Below are 19,206 nucleotides of genomic sequence, written 5' to 3' on the forward strand. Positions count from 1 at the left end.
CCCCGTCAGCGGGCGCGCGGGTGGGCCGCGGCGTAGACCTCGCGCAGGGCGTCGGGGGTGACCATCGTGTAGATCTGCGTGGTCGTGACCGACGCGTGCCCGAGCAGCTCCTGCACCACGCGCACGTCGGCCCCGCCCGAGAGCAGGTGGGTCGCGAACGAGTGCCGCAGGGTGTGCGGCGAGACGTGCTCCGTGAGCCCGGCGCGCGCGGCGGCGGCCTGCAGCGCGGCCCACGCCGTCTGCCGCGACATCCGCGCCCCGCGCGTGTTGAGGAACAGGGCGGGCGTGCCGCGGCCCGCGGCGGCCAGTGCCGGGCGGGCCCGCACGAGGTACGCCTCGACGGCGTCGCGCGCGAACGACCCCACGGGCACCACGCGCTCCTTGGAGCCCTTGCCGAGCAGCCGGACGGCGGTGCGGTCGCCCACCCCGTCGACGTCGAGCCCCACGATCTCGGAGATCCGGGCGCCCGTCGCGTACAGCAGCTCCAGCAGCGCCCGGTCGCGCTGCGGCAGCGGCCCGTCGCCCGCCCCGGCGGCGTCGAGCAGCCCGGCGACGTCGTCCACGGACAGGGCGTGCGGCAGCCGCCGGAGCTGCGTGGGGGCGCGCACCTCGGCGGACGGGTCGTCCACCGCGAGCCCCTCGGCCTGCGCGAACCGGTGCCAGCCGCGCACGGCGGCCAGGGCGCGGGCGGTCGACGACGGCGACAGCGGACGGCCGCCGTCGGCCCCCTGGCGCACGGCCTCGACGAACGCCGTGACGTCGGACTCCGTGATCCCGGACAGGCCGCTCCGGCCCGTCGTGCCGAGGAACGCGGCGTACCGCACGAGGTCGCGCCGGTAGGCGGCGACGGTGTTGGCCGACAGCCCGCGCTCCACGCTCAGGTGGGCCAGGTAGTCCCGCAGTGCGCGGTCGAGCCCACCCTCCACGGCGACGGCCGGTGGGGCGCTGGGTGGGTTCTCCCGGGACGACGGACGGGCCAGTGCGGTGGACACCGGCCCATCATGCCGAGCGTGAGCGGGTGAAGCGGGCGGGGCGCGCCGGGGACGGCGCCCCCCGCCGTCAGGACGGGTCGATGCCGAACAGCTCGGCGCGCGACCGGATCACCTGGGCGCGGGCGAGGCGCGGCTTGTCGCTGCCGTCGCGGATCACGGAGCCGGCGGCCTCGAACTCGGCGAAGAAGTCGACGGCCCAGGCCACGTCGGACGACGTCGGCGCGAAGGACTCGTTGATGACGCTCGACTGCTCGAAGTCCAGGCAGAGCTTGCCGGTCATGCCGAGGTTGACCGCGTCGGTCGACTGCTCGCGCAGCAGCGCGTGCGACGAGCCGACCGTGGGGCCGTCCACGGGGCCGGGCAGGCCGCCGATGCGGCTGGCGACCACGAGGCGCGTGCGCGGGTAGGCCATGGCCATGGGCTCGTTGGCGGCGCCGGTGTCGCGGCGGTAGTCGCCCGAGCCGAACGCGAGGCGGAACGCGCCGCGGGCCTTCGCGATGTGCACGGCCTCCTCGATGCCGAGGGCTGACTCCACGAGCGGGATCACGGGCACGTCGCCGCCGAGGCGCTGCGCGGTGTCGATGACGTCGTCCGCGCTCTCGGTCTTCGCGAGCATCACGCCGTTGAGGCCCTCGAGGCCGCGCAGGTAGGCCACGTCGTCGGCCCAGGACGGCGCCGTGCGGTCGTTGATCCGGACCCAGGCGCTGCCGCCGCTCTTGATCCACCGGATGACGTTCTCGCGCGCCTCGTCCTTGAGCGAGTCGTCGATGGCGTCCTCGCAGTCGAGGATCACCTGGTCCGCCCGGGAGAGCTGTGCCTTGTCGAAGAGCTCGGTCCGCATCGCGGAGAGCAGGAGCCAGGCACGCGCGTAGTCGGGCGCCACGCGCGACTTCTCGCGGGCGGCCCGGCGCGGCGCCAGGTCGCTCTCGGGGACGACGGCGGTCGCCGTCGGCAGGCCCGAGGAATAGCCCGCGGACTGCGCGGCCGGCTGTTCGGCAGGTTCGGTGGTTCGGTCGGCTGGGGTCTCGGTCACGCGCCCAGCCTAGGCGGCCACCAGCATGCAGGCCGAATCATGACCCCCGCTATGCCGAGGTCTGGTGCGGCCCCGGGCGGACGATCAGAAGGGGATCAGAAGGGCAGGAAGACGTCCACCGCGACCGCGACGAACAGCAGCGACAGGTACGTGATGGAGCCGTGGAACACCTTCATGGCGCCCAGCTTGCCCTCGGCCTTGCCCTGCGCCCGGCGCAGCATCGCGATCGTCGACCAGAGGAACCAGCCGCCCAGCACGGCGGCCACCACGGTGTAGACCCAGGACATGCCCGCGAGCGGGGTGAGCAGCAGCGAGCAGGCGATCATCGCGATCGTGTAGCCCACCATCTCTGCGGCGACGCGCTTGTCGTCGCTGACCACCGGCAGCATCGGGACGTTCGCGGCGGCGTAGTCCTTCTTGAACTTGATCGACAGCGGCCAGTAGTGCGGCGGCGTCCAGAAGAAGATGATGCCGAACAGCGCCAGCGCCGCCCAGCTCAGCCCGCCGGTGACCGACGCCCAGCCGATGAACACCGGCATGCAGCCGGCGATGCCGCCCCACACGATGTTCTGCGGGGTGCGGCGCTTGAGGATCATCGTGTAGCCGACGACGTAGATGACGATGGCGCCCAGGGTGAGCCACATCGCGGCCCAGTTGATGACCAGGGCGAACCACGCCAGCGACAGCAGGCCGAGGATCGAGGCGAACACCAGGCCGGCGCGCGGCGTGATCTCCCCCGTGGCCAGCGGGCGCTTCTTGGTGCGGTTCATGACCTGGTCGATGTCCCGGTCCCACCACATGTTGAACGCGTTCGCGCTGCCCGCGGCGCCGGCGCCACCGATCAGCGTGGTGACGATCAGCCAGAAGCTGGGCAGGCCGTCGGCCGCGAGGATCATCGTGGGCACGGTCGTCACGAGCAGCAGCTCGATGACGCGCGGCTTGGTCAGCGCGACATACGCGCCGGCGCGGCGCATGAACCAGCCCCCGGGACGCTGCTCGACGTCGGCGGCCGGGACCTCGGGGCCGTCCTCCTGGGGACGCGCGGTCTGGCCGTTCGTCAGGTGGCTCGTTCTCACGCGCGTCGCAGTTCCGTTCGGGAGGGGCAGGAAGTCGATGACGCACCTGGTCGGCGCTGTTGCCGGTCGGGTGCGTGCCCATGGTACGTCGCGGGGTGACCGGGTCGCGCACCGCATTCCCCCGCGAGCGTGTGAGATTTGTCCACCACATCCTGGGACGAACAGTCCGTGGACAGCCCTGCGCAACGGATTACGCGCGCGTATAGGGTTGTTGACGCCATCGATTGAAGGGCGGCCGGCATCCCGCCGCCGCCGCACGCACGCTGCGCGGCTCTCCGGCGCGTCCGCTCTCCGGACAAGGACGAGGGTCGACGGCGGAGAGAAAGAGGACTCGTGAACGCTTTCGACCCCGTGCTGAAGCCCCTGGAGTGGTCGGAGCTCGACGAGCGAGCGGTCAAGGCCATCAAGGCGCTGGCCGCGGACGCCGTCGAGAAGGTGGGCAACGGACACCCCGGAACCGCGATCTCGCTCGCGCCGGCCGCGTACCTCCTCTTCCAGAAGGCCATGCGCCACGACCCGTCCGACCCGCACTGGCAGGGCCGCGACCGGTTCGTACTGAGCGCCGGCCACTCGTCGCTGACGATCTACCTGCAGCTCTTCCTCGCCGGCTACGGCCTGGAGATGGACGACCTCGCCGCGCTGCGCACCTGGCGCTCCAAGACCCCGGGCCACCCGGAGCTCGGCCACACCGCCGGCGTCGAGATCACGACCGGCCCGCTGGGCCAGGGCCTCGCCTCCTCCGTCGGCATGGCGTTCGCCTCGCGCCGCGAGCGGGGTCTGCTCGACCCGTCCGCCGCCCCCGGCGAGTCGCCGTTCGACCACCACGTGTACGTCATCGCCTCCGACGGCGACCTGCAGGAGGGCGTCACCTCGGAGGCCTCGTCGCTCGCCGGCCACCAGCAGCTCGGCAACCTGATCGTGATCTGGGACGACAACAAGATCTCGATCGAGGACGACACCAACATCGCGTTCACCGAGGACGTGCTCAAGCGCTACGAGGCCTACGGCTGGCACACCCAGCGCGTGGACTGGACCTCGGGCGGCGAGGGCTACGCCGAGGACACCGACGCGCTGGCCGCCGCCCTCGACGCCGCCAAGGCCGAGACCGGCAAGCCGTCGATCATCGCGCTGCGCACCATCATCGGCTGGCCGTCGCCCACCAAGCAGAACACCGGTGGCATCCACGGCTCGGCCATGGGCGCCGACGAGGTCAAGGGCCTCAAGACCGCGCTCGGCCTGGACCCCGAGGCCACCTTCGCGATCGACGACGAGGTGCTCGCCTACACGCGCTCCGTCGCCGAGCGCCAGGCCACGCAGCGCGAGGCCTGGGACGCCGCCTTCGCCGCCTGGTCCGAGGCCAACCCGCAGCAGGCCGCGCTCCTGGAGCGCCTGCGCGCCCACGAGCTGCCCGAGGGCTGGGCCGACTCCCTGCCCGAGTTCGAGGCGAGCGAGAAGGGCGTCGCGACCCGTGCGGCGTCGGGCAAGGTGCTCACCGCGCTCAAGGACGTGCTGCCCGAGCTGTGGGGCGGCTCCGCCGACCTCGCCGGCTCGAACAACACGACCATGGACGGCGTGCCGTCGTTCGTGCCGACCGAGCACGCGACCAAGAAGTTCCCGGGCGACCCCTACGGCCGCACCCTGCACTTCGGCATCCGCGAGCACGCCATGGGCTCGATCCTGAACGGCATCGTGCTGCACGGCCTGACCCGCCCGTACGGCGGCACGTTCCTGCAGTTCGCCGACTACATGCGTGCCTCGGTGCGCCTGGCCGCGCTGATGAGCATCCCGACCACGTTCGTGTGGACGCACGACTCCATCGGCCTCGGCGAGGACGGCCCGACCCACCAGCCGGTCGAGCACCTCGCGGCGCTGCGGGCCATCCCGAACCTCGACGTCGTCCGCCCGGCGGACGCGAACGAGACCGCCTGGGCCTGGCGCGGCATCCTGGAGAACACGAAGAACCCGGCCGGCATCGTGCTGACCCGGCAGAACGTGCCCACCTACCCGCGCGGCACCGACGGCTTCGCCGGCGCCGAGGGCACCCTCAAGGGCGGCTACGTGCTCCTGGACACCGAGGGCACGCCCGACGTCGTCCTCGTGGGCACCGGCTCCGAGGTGCAGCTCGCCGTCGAGGCGCGCGCGCTCCTCGCCGCCGACGGCATCCAGGCCCGCGTGGTCTCCCTGCCGTCGCGCGAGTGGTTCGACAAGCAGGACGAGGCCTACCGCGAGTCGGTCATCCCGTCCGGTGTGAAGGCCCGGGTCTCCGTCGAGGCGGGCGTGGCGCAGGGCTGGCGCGAGGTCGTCGGCGACGCCGGCCGCATCGTCTCGCTCGAGCACTACGGCGCGTCGGCGGACTACAAGACGCTCTACGCCGAGTACGGCATCACCTCCGAGGCGGTCGCCCAGGCCGCCAAGGAGTCGATCGAGGCGGCGTCCTGAACCGCGTCGGAACACCTGGACACGAGACTGGACCCGAGAGAGGAAGGGCACGATGACTGACAGCACCAGCGACAGCGGCGAGAACGTCAGCCCCACCGAGCGGCTGTCCGAGGCGGGTGTCGCCATCTGGCTCGACGACCTGTCCCGGGAGCGGCTCCGGAGCGGCAACCTGGCAGAGCTCATGGTCACCCGGAACGTCGTCGGCGTGACCACCAACCCGACGATCTTCGCGGCGGCGCTCGCCCACGGCGACGCCTACGCGGGCATCCTCGGCGAGCTGGCCGGGTCCGACGTCGAGACCGCGGTGGAGCGCATCACCACGGACGACGTGCGCGACGCCGCCGACCTGCTGCGCCCCGTCTACGACGCCACCGGCGCCGTGGACGGCCGCGTGTCCATCGAGGTGGACCCGCGCCTGGCCCGCGACACGGCGGCGACGCAGACCACGGCCGTCCGGCTGTGGGAGACCGTCGCGCGGCCCAACGTGATGATCAAGATCCCCGCCACGGCGGAGGGCCTGCCGGCCATCACGTCGACCCTCGCGCAGGGCATCAGCGTCAACGTGACGCTGATCTTCTCGATCGAGCGCTACCGCGCCGTGATGGACGCCTTCCTGGCCGGCCTGGAGCAGGCCAGGGAGGCGGGCCACGACCTGTCCGTGATCGGCTCGGTCGCGTCGTTCTTCGTGTCCCGCGTGGACTCGGAGGTCGACAAGCGCCTGAACGCCGTGGGCACGGACGAGGCGCTCGCGCTGCGCGGCCAGGCCGCCATCGCGAACGCCCGGCTCGCTTACGCGGCGTATGAAGACGTCTTCACCACCGATGACACAGGGCGCTGGGCCGCCCTCGCGGCCGCCGGCGCGCAGCCGCAGCGGCCCCTGTGGGCGTCGACCGGCGTCAAGGACCCGTCCTACCGCGACACGATGTACGTGGACGAGCTCGTGGTGGCCGGCGTCGTGAACACGATGCCGGAGAAGACGCTCGACGCGTTCGCCGACCACGGGATCGTCCTCGCGGACACCGTGACCGGCTCGGGCGAGCAGGCGGCCGCGACCATCGCGGCCATCGAGGCGCAGGGCATCTCGATCGACGAGGTGACGGTGCAGCTGGAGGACGAGGGCGTGAAGAAGTTCGAGGTCAGCTGGGACGAGCTCCTGACGACCACCAAGAACGGCCTCGACGACGCCGGGGCCGGCGAGCGGTGAGGCCCGCGAAGATCGCGCAGGGGGTCAACCCCCTGCGCGACCCCCTCGACCTGCGACTGCCCCGCATCGCGGGCCCCAGCGGCCTCGTGATCTTCGGCGTGACGGGTGACCTGTCCCGCAAGAAGCTCATGCCCGCCGTCTACGACCTCGCCAACCGCGGCCTCCTGCCGCCGGGCTTTGCCCTGACGGGCTTCGCGCGGCGCGACTGGGAGGACCAGGACTTCGCGCAGGTCGTGCACGACGCCGTCAAGGAGCACGCCCGGACCCCGTTCCGGGAGGCCACGTGGCGCCAGCTCGCCGAGGGCATCCGGTTCGTCCAGGGCTCCTTCGACGACGACGCCGCGTTCGAGCGGCTGCGCGAGACCGTCGAGACGCTCGACAAGGAGCGCGGCACGGGCGGCAACCACGCGTTCTACCTGTCGGTGCCGCCGTCGGCGTTCCCGGTGGTGTGCGAGCAGCTCTCCAAGCACGGGCTGTCGCACCCGGACGAGGACGCGGACGGCGACGGCGTGCACGCCTGGCGGCGCGTCGTCATCGAGAAGCCGTTCGGGCACGACCTGGCCAGCGCCAAGGAGCTCGACGCCGTCGTCTCCAAGGTGTTCGACCCGGAGTCGGTGTTCCGCATCGACCACTACCTGGGCAAGGAGACGGTCCAGAACCTCCTGGCGCTGCGCTTCGCGAACACCATGTTCGAGCCCCTGTGGAACTCGAACTACGTGGACCACGTGCAGATCACGATGGCCGAGGACATCGGCATCGGCGGCCGTGCGGGCTACTACGACGGGATCGGCGCCGCGCGCGACGTCATCCAGAACCACCTGATCCAGCTCCTGGCCCTGGTCGCCATGGAGGAGCCCCGCAACTTCGACGCCGCCGAGCTGCGCGCCGAGAAGATCAAGGTGCTCTCGTCGGTGCGTCTGCCGCGTGACCTGGGCAAGCACACCGCGCGCGGCCAGTACGAGGCCGGCTGGCAGGGTGGCGAGGAGGTGCCGGGCTTCCTGGAGGAGGACGGCATCGCGAAGGACTCCTCCACGGAGACCTTCGCCGCGATCCGGGTGGACGTCGACAACCGCCGCTGGGCGGGCGTCCCGTTCTACCTGCGGCACGGCAAGCGCCTGGGCCGCCGCGTCACCGAGGTGGCCGTCGTGTTCAAGAAGGCGCCGCACCTGCCGTTCGAGACGTCGCTGACGTCAGAGCTCGGCAGCAACGCCCTGGTCATCCGCGTGCAGCCCGACGAGGGCGTCACCATGCGGTTCGGCGCCAAGGTGCCGGGCACGGCGATGCAGGTGCGCGACGTGACGATGGACTTCGGCTACGGGCACTCGTTCACCGAGTCCTCCCCCGAGGCCTACGAGCGGCTCATCCTCGACGTGCTGCTCGGCGACCCGCCGCTCTTCCCGACGCGCGAGGAGGTCGAGCTCTCCTGGAAGATCCTCGACCCGATCACGTCCTACTGGGCGCGCAAGGGCCAGCCGGAGCCCTACGCGTCCGGCACCTGGGGTCCGGCGTCCGCCGACGCCATGATGGAGCGCGACGGCCGGACCTGGAGGCGACCGTGATCATCGACATGCCGGACACGACGACCAACGACGTCAACAAGCGGCTCGTGCGCCTGCGCGACGAGGGCGGTGCGGTGGCCCTCGGCCGCGTGCTCACCCTCGTGGTGCTGGCCGACGAGCGCGACGTCGAGGAGTCGGTCGAGGCCGCCAACGACGCGAGCCGCGAGCACCCGTGCCGCGTCATCGTCGTCGCCCCGGCGGCGCGCGGGACGGACGCCCGGCTCGACGCGCAGATCCGCGTGGGCGGTGACGCCGGTGCCTCCGAGGTGGTGGTGCTGCGCGCCTTCGGCCCGCTCCTGGAGCGGACCGACACGCTGGTCATGCCGCTCCTGCTGCCCGACGCGCCGATCGTGGCCTGGTGGCCGCGGGAGGCGCCGGCGGTGCCGTCGCAGGACCCGGTGGGCGCCATGGCGACCCGCCGGATCATCGACAGCACCACGGCGAAGGACCCGGAGGAGCTGCTCGGCAAGCTCGCGGGCACGTACGCCCCCGGCGACACCGACCTCGCGTGGGCGCGCGTGACCCTGTGGCGGGCGCTCATCGCGGCCGCCGTGGAGCAGCCGCCGTTCGAGCCGGTGCTGTCGGTGACGGTCGAGGGGCAGAAGAAGCACACGTCCCTCGACCTGCTCGCGGCCTGGCTCGGGGCACGGCTGAACGTCCCGGCCGAGGTGGTGCGCACCGCCAGCGACGACGCCATCACGCGCGTCGTGCTGGAGCGCAAGAGCGGCCCCATCGTGCTCGACCGCCCGGACGGCCGCACCGTCACGATCACGCAGCCGGGCAAGCCCGCGCGGCGGATCGCGCTGCCGATCCGTGCCCTCAACGAGGCCCTCATCGAGGAGCTGCGCCGGCTCGACCCGGACGAGATCTTCGAGGAGGTCCTCACGCGGGGTCTCGGGTACGTCACCAACCGGACGGCGGCCTGATGGCCGACGCGTCCGGGGTGCGGCTCGTCGTCGTGCACCCCGACAAGGAGGTGCTCGCGCAGGCGGCCGCCGCGCGGCTGCTGACGCGCGTCCTGGACGTGCAGTCGGTCCGCTCCCCCGTGCACGTCGTGCTCACGGGCGGCACGGTCGGCATCGCGACGCTCGCGGCCGTGGCCGCGAGCCCGCTGGTGCCGGCCGTGGACTGGTCGAACGTGCACCTGTGGTGGGGCGACGAGCGGTTCCTGCCGGACGGCGACCCGGACCGCAACGAGACGCAGGCGCGCGAGGCGCTGCTCGACGGCCTGGTCGCCGGGCACGGGCTCCCCGCCGCCAACGTCCACGCCATGCCGGGGCCGACGTCGGTCGCGACGCCCGAGGAGGGCGCCGCGGCCTACGCGGCCACCCTCGCGGAGCACGCGGACGGCGCGGCGGACGGCGTCCCGGCGTTCGACGTCCTGCTGCTCGGCATGGGCCCGGACGGGCACGTCGCGTCCCTGTTCCCCGGCCACGAGGGTCTGGCCGCGCAGGGCACGACGACGGGCGTGCACGGCTCGCCCAAGCCGCCGCCGGAGCGGGTCTCCCTCACGTTCGACGCCATCCGGGCCGCCCGCGAGGTGTGGGTCGTCGCGGCCGGCGCCGAGAAGGCGGACCGGGTCGCGGCGGCGCTGGCCGGCGACCCGGTGAGCGAGGTGCCCGCCGCGGGCGCCGTCGGGCAGGCACGCACGCTGTGGCTGCTGGACCTCGAGTCGGCGGGCGCCACCACGCCGAAGTAGAACCAGGGCGAAGTAGAACCGTGGCGAAGTAGAACCGTGGCGAGACAGAACGAGGGCGGGACACCTGGTCAGGTGTCCCGCCCTCGTTCTACTTCGCCGGCGTTCTGTACCACCGGCCTCAAAACTCTTAGCCAGCCACTCGTCCGCGACGGCGGATGCGCAGCGCTTCCAGCGCCTCCTCCAGGAGGGCCGCGCCGTCCTCGTCGGACCGGCGCTCCTTCACGTAGGCGAGGTGCGTCTTGTAGGGCTCGTTCCGCACGGGACTCGGCGGGTTCACCGGGTCCATGCCGGCGGGGAAGCCGCACCGCGGGCAGTCCCACTGCGTGGGAGCCTCGACGTCCTCGCCTACCGAGAAGCTCGGTGCCGTCTCGTGCCCATTGGCACACCAGTAGGAAACTCGGATACGCGGGGCGGTGTCGCCCCGCTCCGTCTCCCCGAGAGGGCCGGCGCCTACCCGGCTCCCTCGAATCGCATGACCGCCTGATGCCACGTCTGTCGTCCCCTCTGTGTGTGGCCGTCAGCTGCTAGGCGCTTGGCGACCGGGTCAGCTGACCTTCTGGATGAGTCCGAGCAGGACGATCACCACGGCCCACACCAGGGCAAAGGCGATTGTGATGCGATTGAGGTTCCGCTCGGCCACGCCGGAGGAACCGGCGCCCATCGAGATACCGCCACCGAACATGTCGGACAGACCGCCACCCTTGCCCTTGTGGAGCAGGATGAGCATGGTGAGGAAGCCGCTGGTGAGCACCAGCAGAACTTCCAGGATGATGCGGAGCGCGTCCACGGTTCACGTCCTCGGTTGTAGATGTGCCGGGCGTTCCCCGGCGGCGGATTCGGTCAAGAGTAAGCGAGACGTACCTCACATTGCGAACCCCCTGATCAGAACTCCGAAAAGCCCCGAAAAGCGAGTCGCACCTGGAACATCGCGCCCGAGTGAGGGTACCTCAGGCAGGTTGCGGGCGAGTCTCGGAAACGACGTGTCAGACCCACAGGTCACCGGGGTGACCTGTGGGTCTGACACATCAGGAAAGGGGTTCGCTACGCGACAACATGGGACTGGTAGCGGGCGATCTTCGCGAACTCCTCCGGGTCCAGGCTCGCGCCACCCACGAGGGCGCCGTCGACGTCGGGCTGCGCCATGATCTGCGCGACGTTGCCCGACTTCACGGAGCCGCCGTACAGGACGCGGATGCCCTCGGCGACCGTCTGGTCGCACAGCTCGCCCAGCACGCGACGGATCGCGCCGCAGACCTCCTGCGCGTCCTCGGGGGTCGCGACCTCGCCGGTGCCGATGGCCCAGACGGGCTCGTAGGCGATGACGATGGAGGCGATCTGCTCGGCCGGCACGTCGGCCAGCGCGGCCTCGACCTGCGCGAGGGTGTGCGAGACCTGGTTGCCGGCCTTGCGGACCTCCAGGCCCTCGCCGACGCACAGGATCGGCGTCAGGCCGTGCGCGAACGCGGCGCGCACCTTGGCGTTGACGACGTCGTCCGACTCGGCGTGGTACTCGCGGCGCTCGGAGTGCCCGATCACGACGTACGTGCAGCCGAGCTTCTTCAGCATGGTGCCCGAGATCTCGCCCGTGTAGGCGCCGGACTCGTGCTTGGACAGGTCCTGGGCGCCGTAGACGATCTCCAGCTTGTCGGCGTCGACGAGCGTCTGCACGGAACGCAGGTCGGTGAACGGCGGGACGACCGCCACCTCCACCGCGGCGTAGTCGTGCTTGGCGTCCTTCAGGGTCCAGGAGAGCTTCTGGACCGTGCTGATCGCCTGCTGGTGATCGAGGTTCATCTTCCAGTTGCCCGCCATCAGCGGCGTGCGGGTGGTAGCCACGTGCTTCTTCTTTCTGTTCGGGGAGAGTTCAGGTCAGCCGGCGGAGATCAGTCGGCGAGGACGGTGAGGCCGGGGAGCTCCTTGCCCTCCAGCAGCTCCAGGCTCGCGCCGCCACCGGTCGAGATGTGGCTGAAGCCGGCCTTGTCGAAGCCGAGCACGCGCACGGCCGCGGCCGAGTCGCCGCCGCCGACGATGGAGAACCCGCCGGCCGCCGTCGCGTCGATGATGCCCTGCGCCACGGCCTTGGTGCCGTCGGCGAAGGCCTCGAACTCGAACACGCCCATGGGGCCGTTCCAGGCGATGGTCTTCGCGTCGGCCAGCTTGGCGGCGAACAGCTTGCCGGACTCGGGGCCGATGTCGAGGCCCATGGTGCCGTCCGGGATGGCGTCGGCCGCGACCACCTGGTGCGGCGCGTCCGCGGCGAACGAGTCCGCGGCGACGATGTCCGTGGGCAGCACGATCTCGACGCCGTTGGCCTCGGCCGTGGCCAGGTAGCCCTTGACTGTCTCGATCTGGTCGTTCTCCAGCAGGCTGTTGCCCACCGGCCGGCCCTTGGCCGCGAGGAACGTGAAGACCATGCCGCCGCCGATGAGCAGGCGGTCCGCCTTGGTCAGCAGGTTCGCGATGACGCCCAGCTTGTCCGAGACCTTGGAGCCGCCGAGCACCACGGCGTAGGGGCGCTCGGGGTCGCCGGTCGCCTTGGACAGCGACTGGACCTCGTTCAGCACCAGGTCGCCGGCCGCTGCGGGCAGCACCTGCGCGATGTCGTACACGGAGGCCTGCTTGCGGTGCACGACGCCGAAGCCGTCGGAGACGAACGCGTCCGCGAGCTGCGCGAGCTCACCGGCGAGCTCGGCGCGCTCGGCGTCGACCTTGGAGGTCTCGCGCGCGTCGAACCGCACGTTCTCCAGGAGGGCGACCTGGCCGTCGGCCAGCGCCTCGACCGTGGCCTTCGCGGACGGGCCGACGAGGTCCTGCGCGAGCGCGACGTCCTGGCCGAGCAGCTCGCCCAGGCGGGCGGCGACGGGCGCCAGGGAGTACTGCGGGTCCGGCGTGCCCTTGGGGCGGCCCAGGTGGGCCAGGACGACGACGCGCGCACCGGCGTCGGTCAGCCGCGTCAGCGTGGGCAGGGCGGCGCGGATGCGGCCGTCGTCGGTGATCTTCGTACCGTCGAGGGGCACGTTGAAGTCGGAGCGGACCAGGACGCGCTTGCCGCGCAGGTCGCCGAGGGAGTCGATGGTCTTCATGAGCTCTCCAGGTCGGGGACCGGCCGCCAGGAGGGCCGGTCGGGGTTTCCGTCACATGACGACGTCCGCGTGCGCCGGCTGGCCGATGCGCACGCGGACGTCGTGGTTCACGCTGGTGAGAGAGCTGTCAGAGCTTCTCGCCGACGAACACGGTGAGGTTCACGAGGCTGTTCGAGTAGCCCCACTCGTTGTCGTACCAGGAGACGACCTTGACCTGGTTGCCGATCACCTTGGTGAGCTTCGAGTCGTAGATGCTCTGGTGCGGGTTGGTCACGATGTCCGAGGACACGATCTCGTCGTCCACGTACTCGAGGATGCCCTTGAGCGGGCCCTCGGCGGCGGCCTTGATCGCTGCGTTGACCTCCTCGACGGTGACGTCGCGCGGGGCCTCGAAGGTGAGGTCCGTGGCCGAGCCGGTGATGACCGGCACGCGCAGGGCGTAGCCGTCCAGCTTGCCCTTGAGCTCCGGCAGCACCAGGGCGACGGCCTTGGCGGCACCCGTGGTGGTCGGGACGATGTTCTGCGCGGCGGCGCGGGCGCGACGGAGGTCGCTGTGCGGGCCGTCCTGCAGGTTCTGGTCACCCGTGTAGGCGTGGATCGTGGTCATGAGGCCACGCTCGATGCCGATCGAGTCGTTCAGGGCCTTCGCCAGCGGGGCGAGGCAGTTCGTGGTGCACGACGCGTTCGAGATGATGTGGTGCGCCGCGGCGTCGTACTGCTCGTGGTTGACGCCCATGACGAACGTCGCGTCCTCGTTCTTGGCCGGGGCCGAGATGATGACCTTCTTGGCGCCGGCGTCGATGTGCGCCTTCGCCTTCGTGGCGTCGGTGAAGAAGCCCGTGGACTCGATGACGATGTCCGCACCCAGCTCGCCCCAGGGGAGGTCGGCGGGGTTGCGCTCGGCGAGCGCACGGATCTTCTTGCCGTCCACGATGATGTTGTCTTCGTCGAAGTCGACCGACTTGCCGAAGCGGCCCAGCGTCGTGTCGTACTTGAGCAGGTGCGCGAGCGTCTTGTTGTCGGTGAGGTCGTTCACGCCCACGACCTCGATGTCCGCACCCGACTCCACGAGAGCCCGGTAGAAGTTCCTGCCGATACGGCCGAAGCCGTTGATGCCGACGCGGATGGTCACAATGCCCTCCTCAGGGGCGCCGGCCGTCCCGGCGCACACGTTTCCTTGGATCTGTCGCCACTGCCGTCGATGCCCGACGGTGCAGTGCGTTGCCAGGGTGTTTCCGGGCGCCGCGACCCCGCGACGACCCGAAGGGGAAACGCGATGGTCACGGCGTCGTCACCTGACGATTTCGAGCCTATACCCGAACCGTGCCGATCCGTGACCCGAGCCGGACAGCCTGGAACTCCAGGTTCTGTCCTTTCCCACAAAAACGGATGCCGCGGAAACCGGTCACAGATCGAGCAGGTCGGCGGACAGCCCCGCCTCGGTGTCGGGGATGCCGAGCTCGAGGGCGCGCTTGTCCGCCGTGGACAGCAGGCGACGGATGCGCCCCGCCACCGCGTCCTTGGAGAGCTGCGGCTCGGCCAGGCGGCCCAGCTCCTCCAGCGACGCCTGCTTGTGGGCCAGGCGCAGCTCGCCGGCCTGGCGCAGGTGCTCGGGCAGCTCGTCGCCGAGGATCTCGAAGGCCCGCTGCACGCGGGCGCCCGCGGCCACGGCGGCCCGCGCCGAGCGGCGCAGGTTCGCGTCGTCGAAGTTGGCCAGGCGGTTGGCGGTGCCGCGCACCTCGCGCCGCTCCCGGCGCTCCTCCCAGACCTTGAGCGTCTCGGGCGCGCCGATCCGCTCCAGCATCCGGCCGATGGAGTCGCCGTCGCGGATCACGACGCGGTCGATGCCGCGCACCTCGCGGGACTTGGCGGCGACGCCCAGGCGGCGGGCCGCGCCGACGAGCGCGAGCGCCGCCTCGGGCCCGGGGCTGGTCACCTCGAGCGCCATGGACCGGCCGGGCTCGGTGAGCGAGCCGTGCGCCAGGAACGCGCCGCGCCACACTGCCTCGGCCTCCTGCACACCGGCGGACACGACCTCGGGGGCAAGGCCGCGCACGGGGCGGCCGCGGGCGTCGAGCAGGCCGGTCTGGCGGGCGAGCGACTCGCCCTCGCGCACCACGCGCACCACGAACCGGGAGCTCTTCCGCAGGCCGCCGGCCTGGACGACGATGAGCTCGCTGGTGTGCCCGTACAGGTCGTGGATGGCGTGCCGCAGCCGGGTCGCGGCGAGCTCGGTGTCGAGCTCCGCCTCGATCACGACCCGACCGGAGATGATGTGGAGTCCACCCGAGAAGCGCAGCGTCGCGGAGACCTCGGCCTTACGGCACGACGTCTTCGCCACCCGCACCCGCGCGAGCTCCTCCTTGACCTGTCCCGTGAGCGCCATGGCGTCATCCTGCCATGGTCAAGCGCACGGTAACCCGGTGGAATCGCGGAAACTCGGGCGAATTGTCCCGGCGTGTCGCATCAGGTGTCCCTCAGTTCGCGCCCGGTGCGGCCTGGGGACGCGCGTCCTGGCCGGCCGGCGCCGTGACGCCTCGCGCGTCGAGCAGCGGGCGTACGCCCTCCGCGAACCAGTAGGCCTCCTCCAGGTGCGGGTAGCCCGACAGCACGAACTCGTCGAAGCCGGCGTCGTGGTACTCGGCCACCAGGTCGGCGATCTCCTCGTGGCTGCCCACGAGCGCGGTCCCCGCGCCGCCCCGGACCAGGCCGACGCCGGCCCACAGGCCCGGGTGGACCTCCAGGTCCCGGGCGTCGCCGCCGGCGGCGAGCCGGCCGCCGTCGTGCAGCGCGGCCATGCGGCGCTGGCCCACGGAGCCGGACGTGGTCAGGACGCGCTGGGCGCCGGCGACCTGCTCCGGCGTGAGCTCGTCGAGCCAGCGCTGGGCGACCGCCCAGGCGTCCGCGGACCGGTCCCGGGTCAGGACGTGCAGCCGGACGCCGAACCGCAGGGTGCGGCCGCGCTCGGCGGCCAGCTCGCGGACGCGCTCGATCTTGCGCCGGGCCTGGTCCGGGGGCTCGCCCCAGGTCAGGTACACGTCGGCGTGCTCGGCGGCGACGGGGAGCGCGGCGTCGGACGACCCGCCGAACCAGATCTCCGGCACCGGGTCGGGCGCCGCGAGCTGGCGCGCGCCCTCGATGCGGTAGTGCCGCCCGGCGTGGTCGAACGACTCCGGGCCGCCGGGCGTTCCGACGGACCAGACGCCGCGCAGCACCCGGAGGAACTCGGCCGTGCGGTCGTAGCGCTCGTCGTGGTCGAGGTGGTCGCCGAACCGGCGCATCTCGACCTCGTCGCCGCCCGTGACGACGTTCAGCAGCACCCGCGCGCCCGCGAACCGCTGCAGGGTGGCGGCCATCTGCGCGGCCAGCGTGGGCGAGACCAGCCCGGGCCGCAGCGCGACCAGGAACCGCAGCCGCCGCGTCTGCTGGACCAGGGCGGCGGTGGTGAGCCACGCGTCCTCGCACCAGGTGCCGGTAGGCGTCAGCACGGCGTCGTAGCCGAGGCGGTCCGCGGCGCGCGCCACCTCGCCCAGGTACTCGACGGTGGGGGCGCGCAGCCCGCTGACGCCGGTGCCGCCGTGGGCCTCCTTGGCGTGCGCGCTGCCGACGATGCCACGGGCGTCACCGTTGGTCGGCAGGAACCAGTGGACGCCGGCGGGACGGCGCGCCCCCGCCGTCACGCGGGCACCTCGGCGGACCGCTCCGCCGGCACGCCCGCCGTGAACCCGGCCGCCCGCCGCTCGTCCCGCGGCCCCCACAGGTCGGTGCTGACCTCGGCCCGGACCAGCGGGATCACCTCGGCCGCGAACCGGCGCAGCACGTCCTGCTGCCGGGCCGGCTCCAGCAGGTGGTTGACGGACACCGACTGGAGCACGTGCCCGAACGTGCCGTGGTAGTCCAGGATCTTCTCGGCCACCCGCTCGGGCGAGCCCACCAGCGCGGGGCCGCGCTCGACGGCGTCCTCGACGGTGCGGAAGCTGGTCACCTTGCCGATGGCGCCCGGCGCGTGCTTGCGCGAGTCCTGCTGGCGCACCTGGCCCTCGTAGATCGGCCGGTACTGCTCGATCGCCTCCTCGGTGGTGTCGGCCAGGAACAGCCCGCCCGACCCGGCGCCCACGAACCCGTAGGCCGGGTCGTGCCCCGCGGCCGCGTACTGCTCGCGGTACCGGTCGATCAGCACCGCGTAGTTCTCGCGGGGCTGGAGCGCGTTGGCGGTGACGATCGGGTCGCCGTGCTCGGCCGCGAGGTCGACGGCGAACTGCGACGTCGCCGAGCCATGCCAGATGCGGAACGGCCCCGCGAACGGGCGCGGCAGAGTGGTCGCATGCTCCAGCCGGTGCCGGTGCCGGCCCTCCCACGTGACGTCCTCCGTGGACAGCAGCAGCCGCAGCAGCTCGTAGTTCTCCCGCAGGTACTCGTACTGCTTGGCGATGTCGAGGCCGAGCAGCGGGTACTGCAGGTCCTCGTTGCCCTTGCCGATCACGATCTCCAGCCGGCCGCGGCTGAGCTGGTCGACCGTCGCCAGGTCCTCGGCGAGCCGGATCGGGTCGTGCAGGGACAGCACCGTGACGCCGGTGGACAGCAGGATGCGGGACGTGCGGGCGGCGATGGCGCCGAGCAGCACCGTCGGCGCCGAGGACAGCACCGGGCCGGCGTGCCGCTCCCCCACGGCGAACGAGTCGAAGCCGAGCTCCTCGGCCAGCACGGCGGTGTCCACGATCCGGTTCAGCCGGTCGGCGGGCGGCACCTCGCGGCCCGTGACGGGGTGCGGCGGGTTGAACGCGATGTCCAGGACCTGGAAGCGCATCAGGCACCCACCTCCTGCGCGGCGGCGGTGCGGGCGGGACGGGCGGGGTCCCCGACCGGGTCACCGGTGCCCCAGGCCTGGGCCAGCAGCTCGAAGGAGCGGCGCGTCTCGGCCGGGTCGTGGGTGGCGGTGGTGACCAGCAGCTCGTCCGCCCCGGTGACGCGCACGAGCGTCTCCAGACGTTCGACGACCGTGTCCGGGTCACCGACGATCCGCGTGTCGACCCGGTCGGCCACGAGCGCGCGCTCGGCGTCCGGCCGGTCCGTCCAGGCGGTGGCCGCCGACGGCGACGGGTACGCGATCGCCCCGCGCTCGCCGCGGCGGATGGACAGCACCCAGTCCGCGAACGGCTCGGCGAGCACGCGGGCCCGCTCCAGGGTCTGCGCGACCAGCACGTCGGCCGACACGATGACGTACGGCTCCTCCAGCACCCCCGGCCGGAACGCCTCCCGGTACGCCGCCACCGTGTCCAGCACCGTGGCGGGGCTGACGTGGAAGTTGGCCGCCAGCGGCAGGCCTAGCTCCCCCGCCACCCGCGCGCTCTCGCCCCCGCTGGACGCGAGGAGCCACAGGTCGAGCTGCGCCCCCTCGACCGGCGGGCTCGTGTACGCCGCGCCGCTGCGGTCCCGGTAGGTGCCGCGCTGCACGTCGAGCACGAGCTCGACCTCCTCGCGGAAGTCCGCGGGCGTGCGCTGCGCCCCGATCACCTCCTGCTGGGCGAGGAGGCGCTCGCGGAGTGCTGGGTCGTTGAACCCGTTCGGCGGCGCGGGCGGCACGTACAGCCCGTCCACCAGCCGCGGCACGCCCCCGGCCGCGGCCCGTCCGCCGTCGAACGTAGGCCTGGTCGGGTTCTGGGCCTCCTTGACGCGACCGTTCCTACGTTCGTCGCCCTCTGGCGCGGCGGTGTCCGTGGCGCGGGGCGCGCCGGCCGACGGCGGGACCGTGAACGCGCGGCCCAGGCCCAGGTCGACCCGCCCGGGGTGCAGGGCGGCGATGGTGCCGAACTGCTCGGCGGCGATCAGGGGTGACGTCGTGGACAGCAGCACCGCCCCCGAGCCGACGCGGATGCGCGAGGTGCGGGCCGCGACGGCGGCCGCGAGGACGGCGGGCGCCGCCGAGGCGACGCCGGGCGCGAGGTGGTGCTCGGCGTACCAGACGCGCCGGTAGCCGAGGGCGTCGAGGTCGATCGCGAGCGCCACGGCCCGCTGGATGGCCGCGGCGCCGGTGGAGCCGTCGGCGACGAGCGCGAGGTCGAGGACGGACAGGGGGACGCGGGTGCCTGTGGTGCGGTCGGTGGCTGGTTCGGTCATGCGG

Annotated in this window: 17 protein-coding genes; 5 read left to right on the forward strand and 12 right to left on the reverse strand. The window is 72.4% G+C overall.

The genetic code is table 11. The features are described 5' to 3' along the window. Positions 1–5: 5 nt before the first annotated feature. The 3 genes from xerD to FHX71_RS12675 form a co-directional block, all read right to left on the reverse strand. Positions 6–926: a site-specific tyrosine recombinase XerD gene (xerD, locus tag FHX71_RS12665; protein WP_182618675.1), complete on the reverse strand. Its 921-nt coding sequence runs from the start codon at positions 924–926 to the stop codon at positions 6–8. Between the two features lie 133 nt (positions 927–1,059). Further along, positions 1,060–1,911 carry an HpcH/HpaI aldolase/citrate lyase family protein gene (locus FHX71_RS12670; RefSeq protein WP_182618676.1) on the reverse strand — a complete coding sequence of 284 codons (852 nt, stop codon included), beginning with the start codon at positions 1,909–1,911 and terminating at the stop codon, positions 1,060–1,062. A 209-nt stretch (positions 1,912–2,120) separates the two neighbouring features. After that, on the reverse strand, positions 2,121–3,101 hold the full coding sequence (locus tag FHX71_RS12675) for a heme o synthase (protein ID WP_312877033.1): 981 nt from the start codon (positions 3,099–3,101) through the stop codon (positions 2,121–2,123). 333 nt (positions 3,102–3,434) lie between these two features. On the opposite strand from FHX71_RS12675, the gene tkt reads away from it, so the two are divergent. The 5 genes from tkt to pgl are packed head-to-tail and all read left to right on the forward strand — an operon-like array spanning position 3,435 to position 10,002. Next, positions 3,435–5,540 (forward strand): transketolase, encoded by a 2,106-nt coding sequence (gene tkt, locus FHX71_RS12680; protein WP_182616731.1) that lies wholly within the window; start codon positions 3,435–3,437, stop codon positions 5,538–5,540. 52 nt (positions 5,541–5,592) lie between these two features. Further along, entirely contained in the window at positions 5,593–6,744 is a 1,152-nt protein-coding gene (tal, locus tag FHX71_RS12685) for a transaldolase (protein ID WP_182616733.1), read from the forward strand. Beyond that, positions 6,741–8,303 (forward strand): glucose-6-phosphate dehydrogenase, encoded by a 1,563-nt coding sequence (gene zwf / locus FHX71_RS12690; protein ID WP_182616735.1) that lies wholly within the window; start codon positions 6,741–6,743, stop codon positions 8,301–8,303. The genes tal and zwf overlap by 4 nt, the downstream gene beginning before the upstream one ends. Continuing rightward, positions 8,300–9,229 (forward strand): glucose-6-phosphate dehydrogenase assembly protein OpcA, encoded by a 930-nt coding sequence (opcA, locus tag FHX71_RS12695; protein WP_182616737.1) that lies wholly within the window; start codon positions 8,300–8,302, stop codon positions 9,227–9,229. The genes zwf and opcA overlap by 4 nt, the downstream gene beginning before the upstream one ends. Continuing rightward, positions 9,229–10,002 (forward strand): 6-phosphogluconolactonase, encoded by a 774-nt coding sequence (gene pgl / locus FHX71_RS12700; protein ID WP_182616739.1) that lies wholly within the window; start codon positions 9,229–9,231, stop codon positions 10,000–10,002. The genes opcA and pgl overlap by 1 nt, the downstream gene beginning before the upstream one ends. A 127-nt stretch (positions 10,003–10,129) precedes the next feature. Here the strand turns inward: pgl and FHX71_RS12705 are convergent, their stop codons facing one another. The 9 genes from FHX71_RS12705 to FHX71_RS12745 all read right to left on the reverse strand — a co-directional run bounded on the left by FHX71_RS12705 (position 10,130) and on the right by FHX71_RS12745 (position 19,202). Then, entirely contained in the window at positions 10,130–10,492 is a 363-nt protein-coding gene (locus tag FHX71_RS12705; RefSeq protein ID WP_182616741.1) for an RNA polymerase-binding protein RbpA, read from the reverse strand. 54 nt (positions 10,493–10,546) lie between these two features. Continuing rightward, positions 10,547–10,789: a preprotein translocase subunit SecG gene (secG, locus tag FHX71_RS12710; RefSeq protein ID WP_020014806.1), complete on the reverse strand. Its 243-nt coding sequence runs from the start codon at positions 10,787–10,789 to the stop codon at positions 10,547–10,549. A 254-nt stretch (positions 10,790–11,043) separates the two neighbouring features. After that, positions 11,044–11,814 (reverse strand): triose-phosphate isomerase, encoded by a 771-nt coding sequence (tpiA, locus tag FHX71_RS12715; RefSeq protein WP_220490040.1) that lies wholly within the window; start codon positions 11,812–11,814, stop codon positions 11,044–11,046. 71 nt (positions 11,815–11,885) lie between these two features. Continuing rightward, on the reverse strand, positions 11,886–13,085 hold the full coding sequence (locus FHX71_RS12720) for a phosphoglycerate kinase (RefSeq protein ID WP_182616745.1): 1,200 nt from the start codon (positions 13,083–13,085) through the stop codon (positions 11,886–11,888). Between the two features lie 127 nt (positions 13,086–13,212). Beyond that, positions 13,213–14,217: a type I glyceraldehyde-3-phosphate dehydrogenase gene (gene gap, locus FHX71_RS12725; RefSeq protein ID WP_182616748.1), complete on the reverse strand. Its 1,005-nt coding sequence runs from the start codon at positions 14,215–14,217 to the stop codon at positions 13,213–13,215. A 273-nt stretch (positions 14,218–14,490) separates the two neighbouring features. Further along, positions 14,491–15,471 carry a DNA-binding protein WhiA gene (gene whiA, locus FHX71_RS12730; protein WP_182616751.1) on the reverse strand — a complete coding sequence of 327 codons (981 nt, stop codon included), beginning with the start codon at positions 15,469–15,471 and terminating at the stop codon, positions 14,491–14,493. 91 nt (positions 15,472–15,562) lie between these two features. Further along, the gene (locus FHX71_RS12735; RefSeq protein WP_182616753.1) at positions 15,563–16,765 is read right to left on the reverse strand and encodes an LLM class flavin-dependent oxidoreductase; all 1,203 of its coding nucleotides are present in this window, start codon (positions 16,763–16,765) and stop codon (positions 15,563–15,565) included. Beyond that, positions 16,762–17,892, reverse strand: a complete 1,131-nt coding sequence (locus FHX71_RS12740; protein WP_182616755.1) for an LLM class flavin-dependent oxidoreductase — start codon at positions 17,890–17,892, stop codon at positions 16,762–16,764. The genes FHX71_RS12735 and FHX71_RS12740 overlap by 4 nt, the downstream gene beginning before the upstream one ends. Continuing rightward, positions 17,892–19,202: an LLM class flavin-dependent oxidoreductase gene (locus FHX71_RS12745; RefSeq protein ID WP_182616757.1), complete on the reverse strand. Its 1,311-nt coding sequence runs from the start codon at positions 19,200–19,202 to the stop codon at positions 17,892–17,894. Before FHX71_RS12745 ends, FHX71_RS12740 begins: the two co-directional genes overlap by 1 nt. Between the last annotated feature and the right edge of the window lie 4 nt (positions 19,203–19,206).

Source organism: Promicromonospora sukumoe (assembly GCF_014137995.1).
Classification (GTDB): domain Bacteria; phylum Actinomycetota; class Actinomycetes; order Actinomycetales; family Cellulomonadaceae; genus Promicromonospora; species Promicromonospora sukumoe.

Bases quoted from the DNA above. Each gene is read 5' to 3' on its own strand.
- tal (WP_182616733.1), top strand. From the start codon at position 5,593: ATGACTGACAGCACCAGCGACAGCGGCGAGAACGTCAGCCCCACCGAG.
- pgl (WP_182616739.1), top strand. From the start codon at position 9,229: ATGGCCGACGCGTCCGGGGTGCGGCTCGTCGTCGTGCACCCCGACAAG.
- tpiA (WP_220490040.1), bottom strand. From the start codon at position 11,814: ATGGCGGGCAACTGGAAGATGAACCTCGATCACCAGCAGGCGATCAGC.
- FHX71_RS12720 (WP_182616745.1), bottom strand. From the start codon at position 13,085: ATGAAGACCATCGACTCCCTCGGCGACCTGCGCGGCAAGCGCGTCCTG.
- whiA (WP_182616751.1), bottom strand. From the start codon at position 15,471: ATGGCGCTCACGGGACAGGTCAAGGAGGAGCTCGCGCGGGTGCGGGTG.
- FHX71_RS12740 (WP_182616755.1), bottom strand. From the start codon at position 17,892: ATGCGCTTCCAGGTCCTGGACATCGCGTTCAACCCGCCGCACCCCGTC.
- FHX71_RS12745 (WP_182616757.1), bottom strand. From the start codon at position 19,202: ATGACCGAACCAGCCACCGACCGCACCACAGGCACCCGCGTCCCCCTG.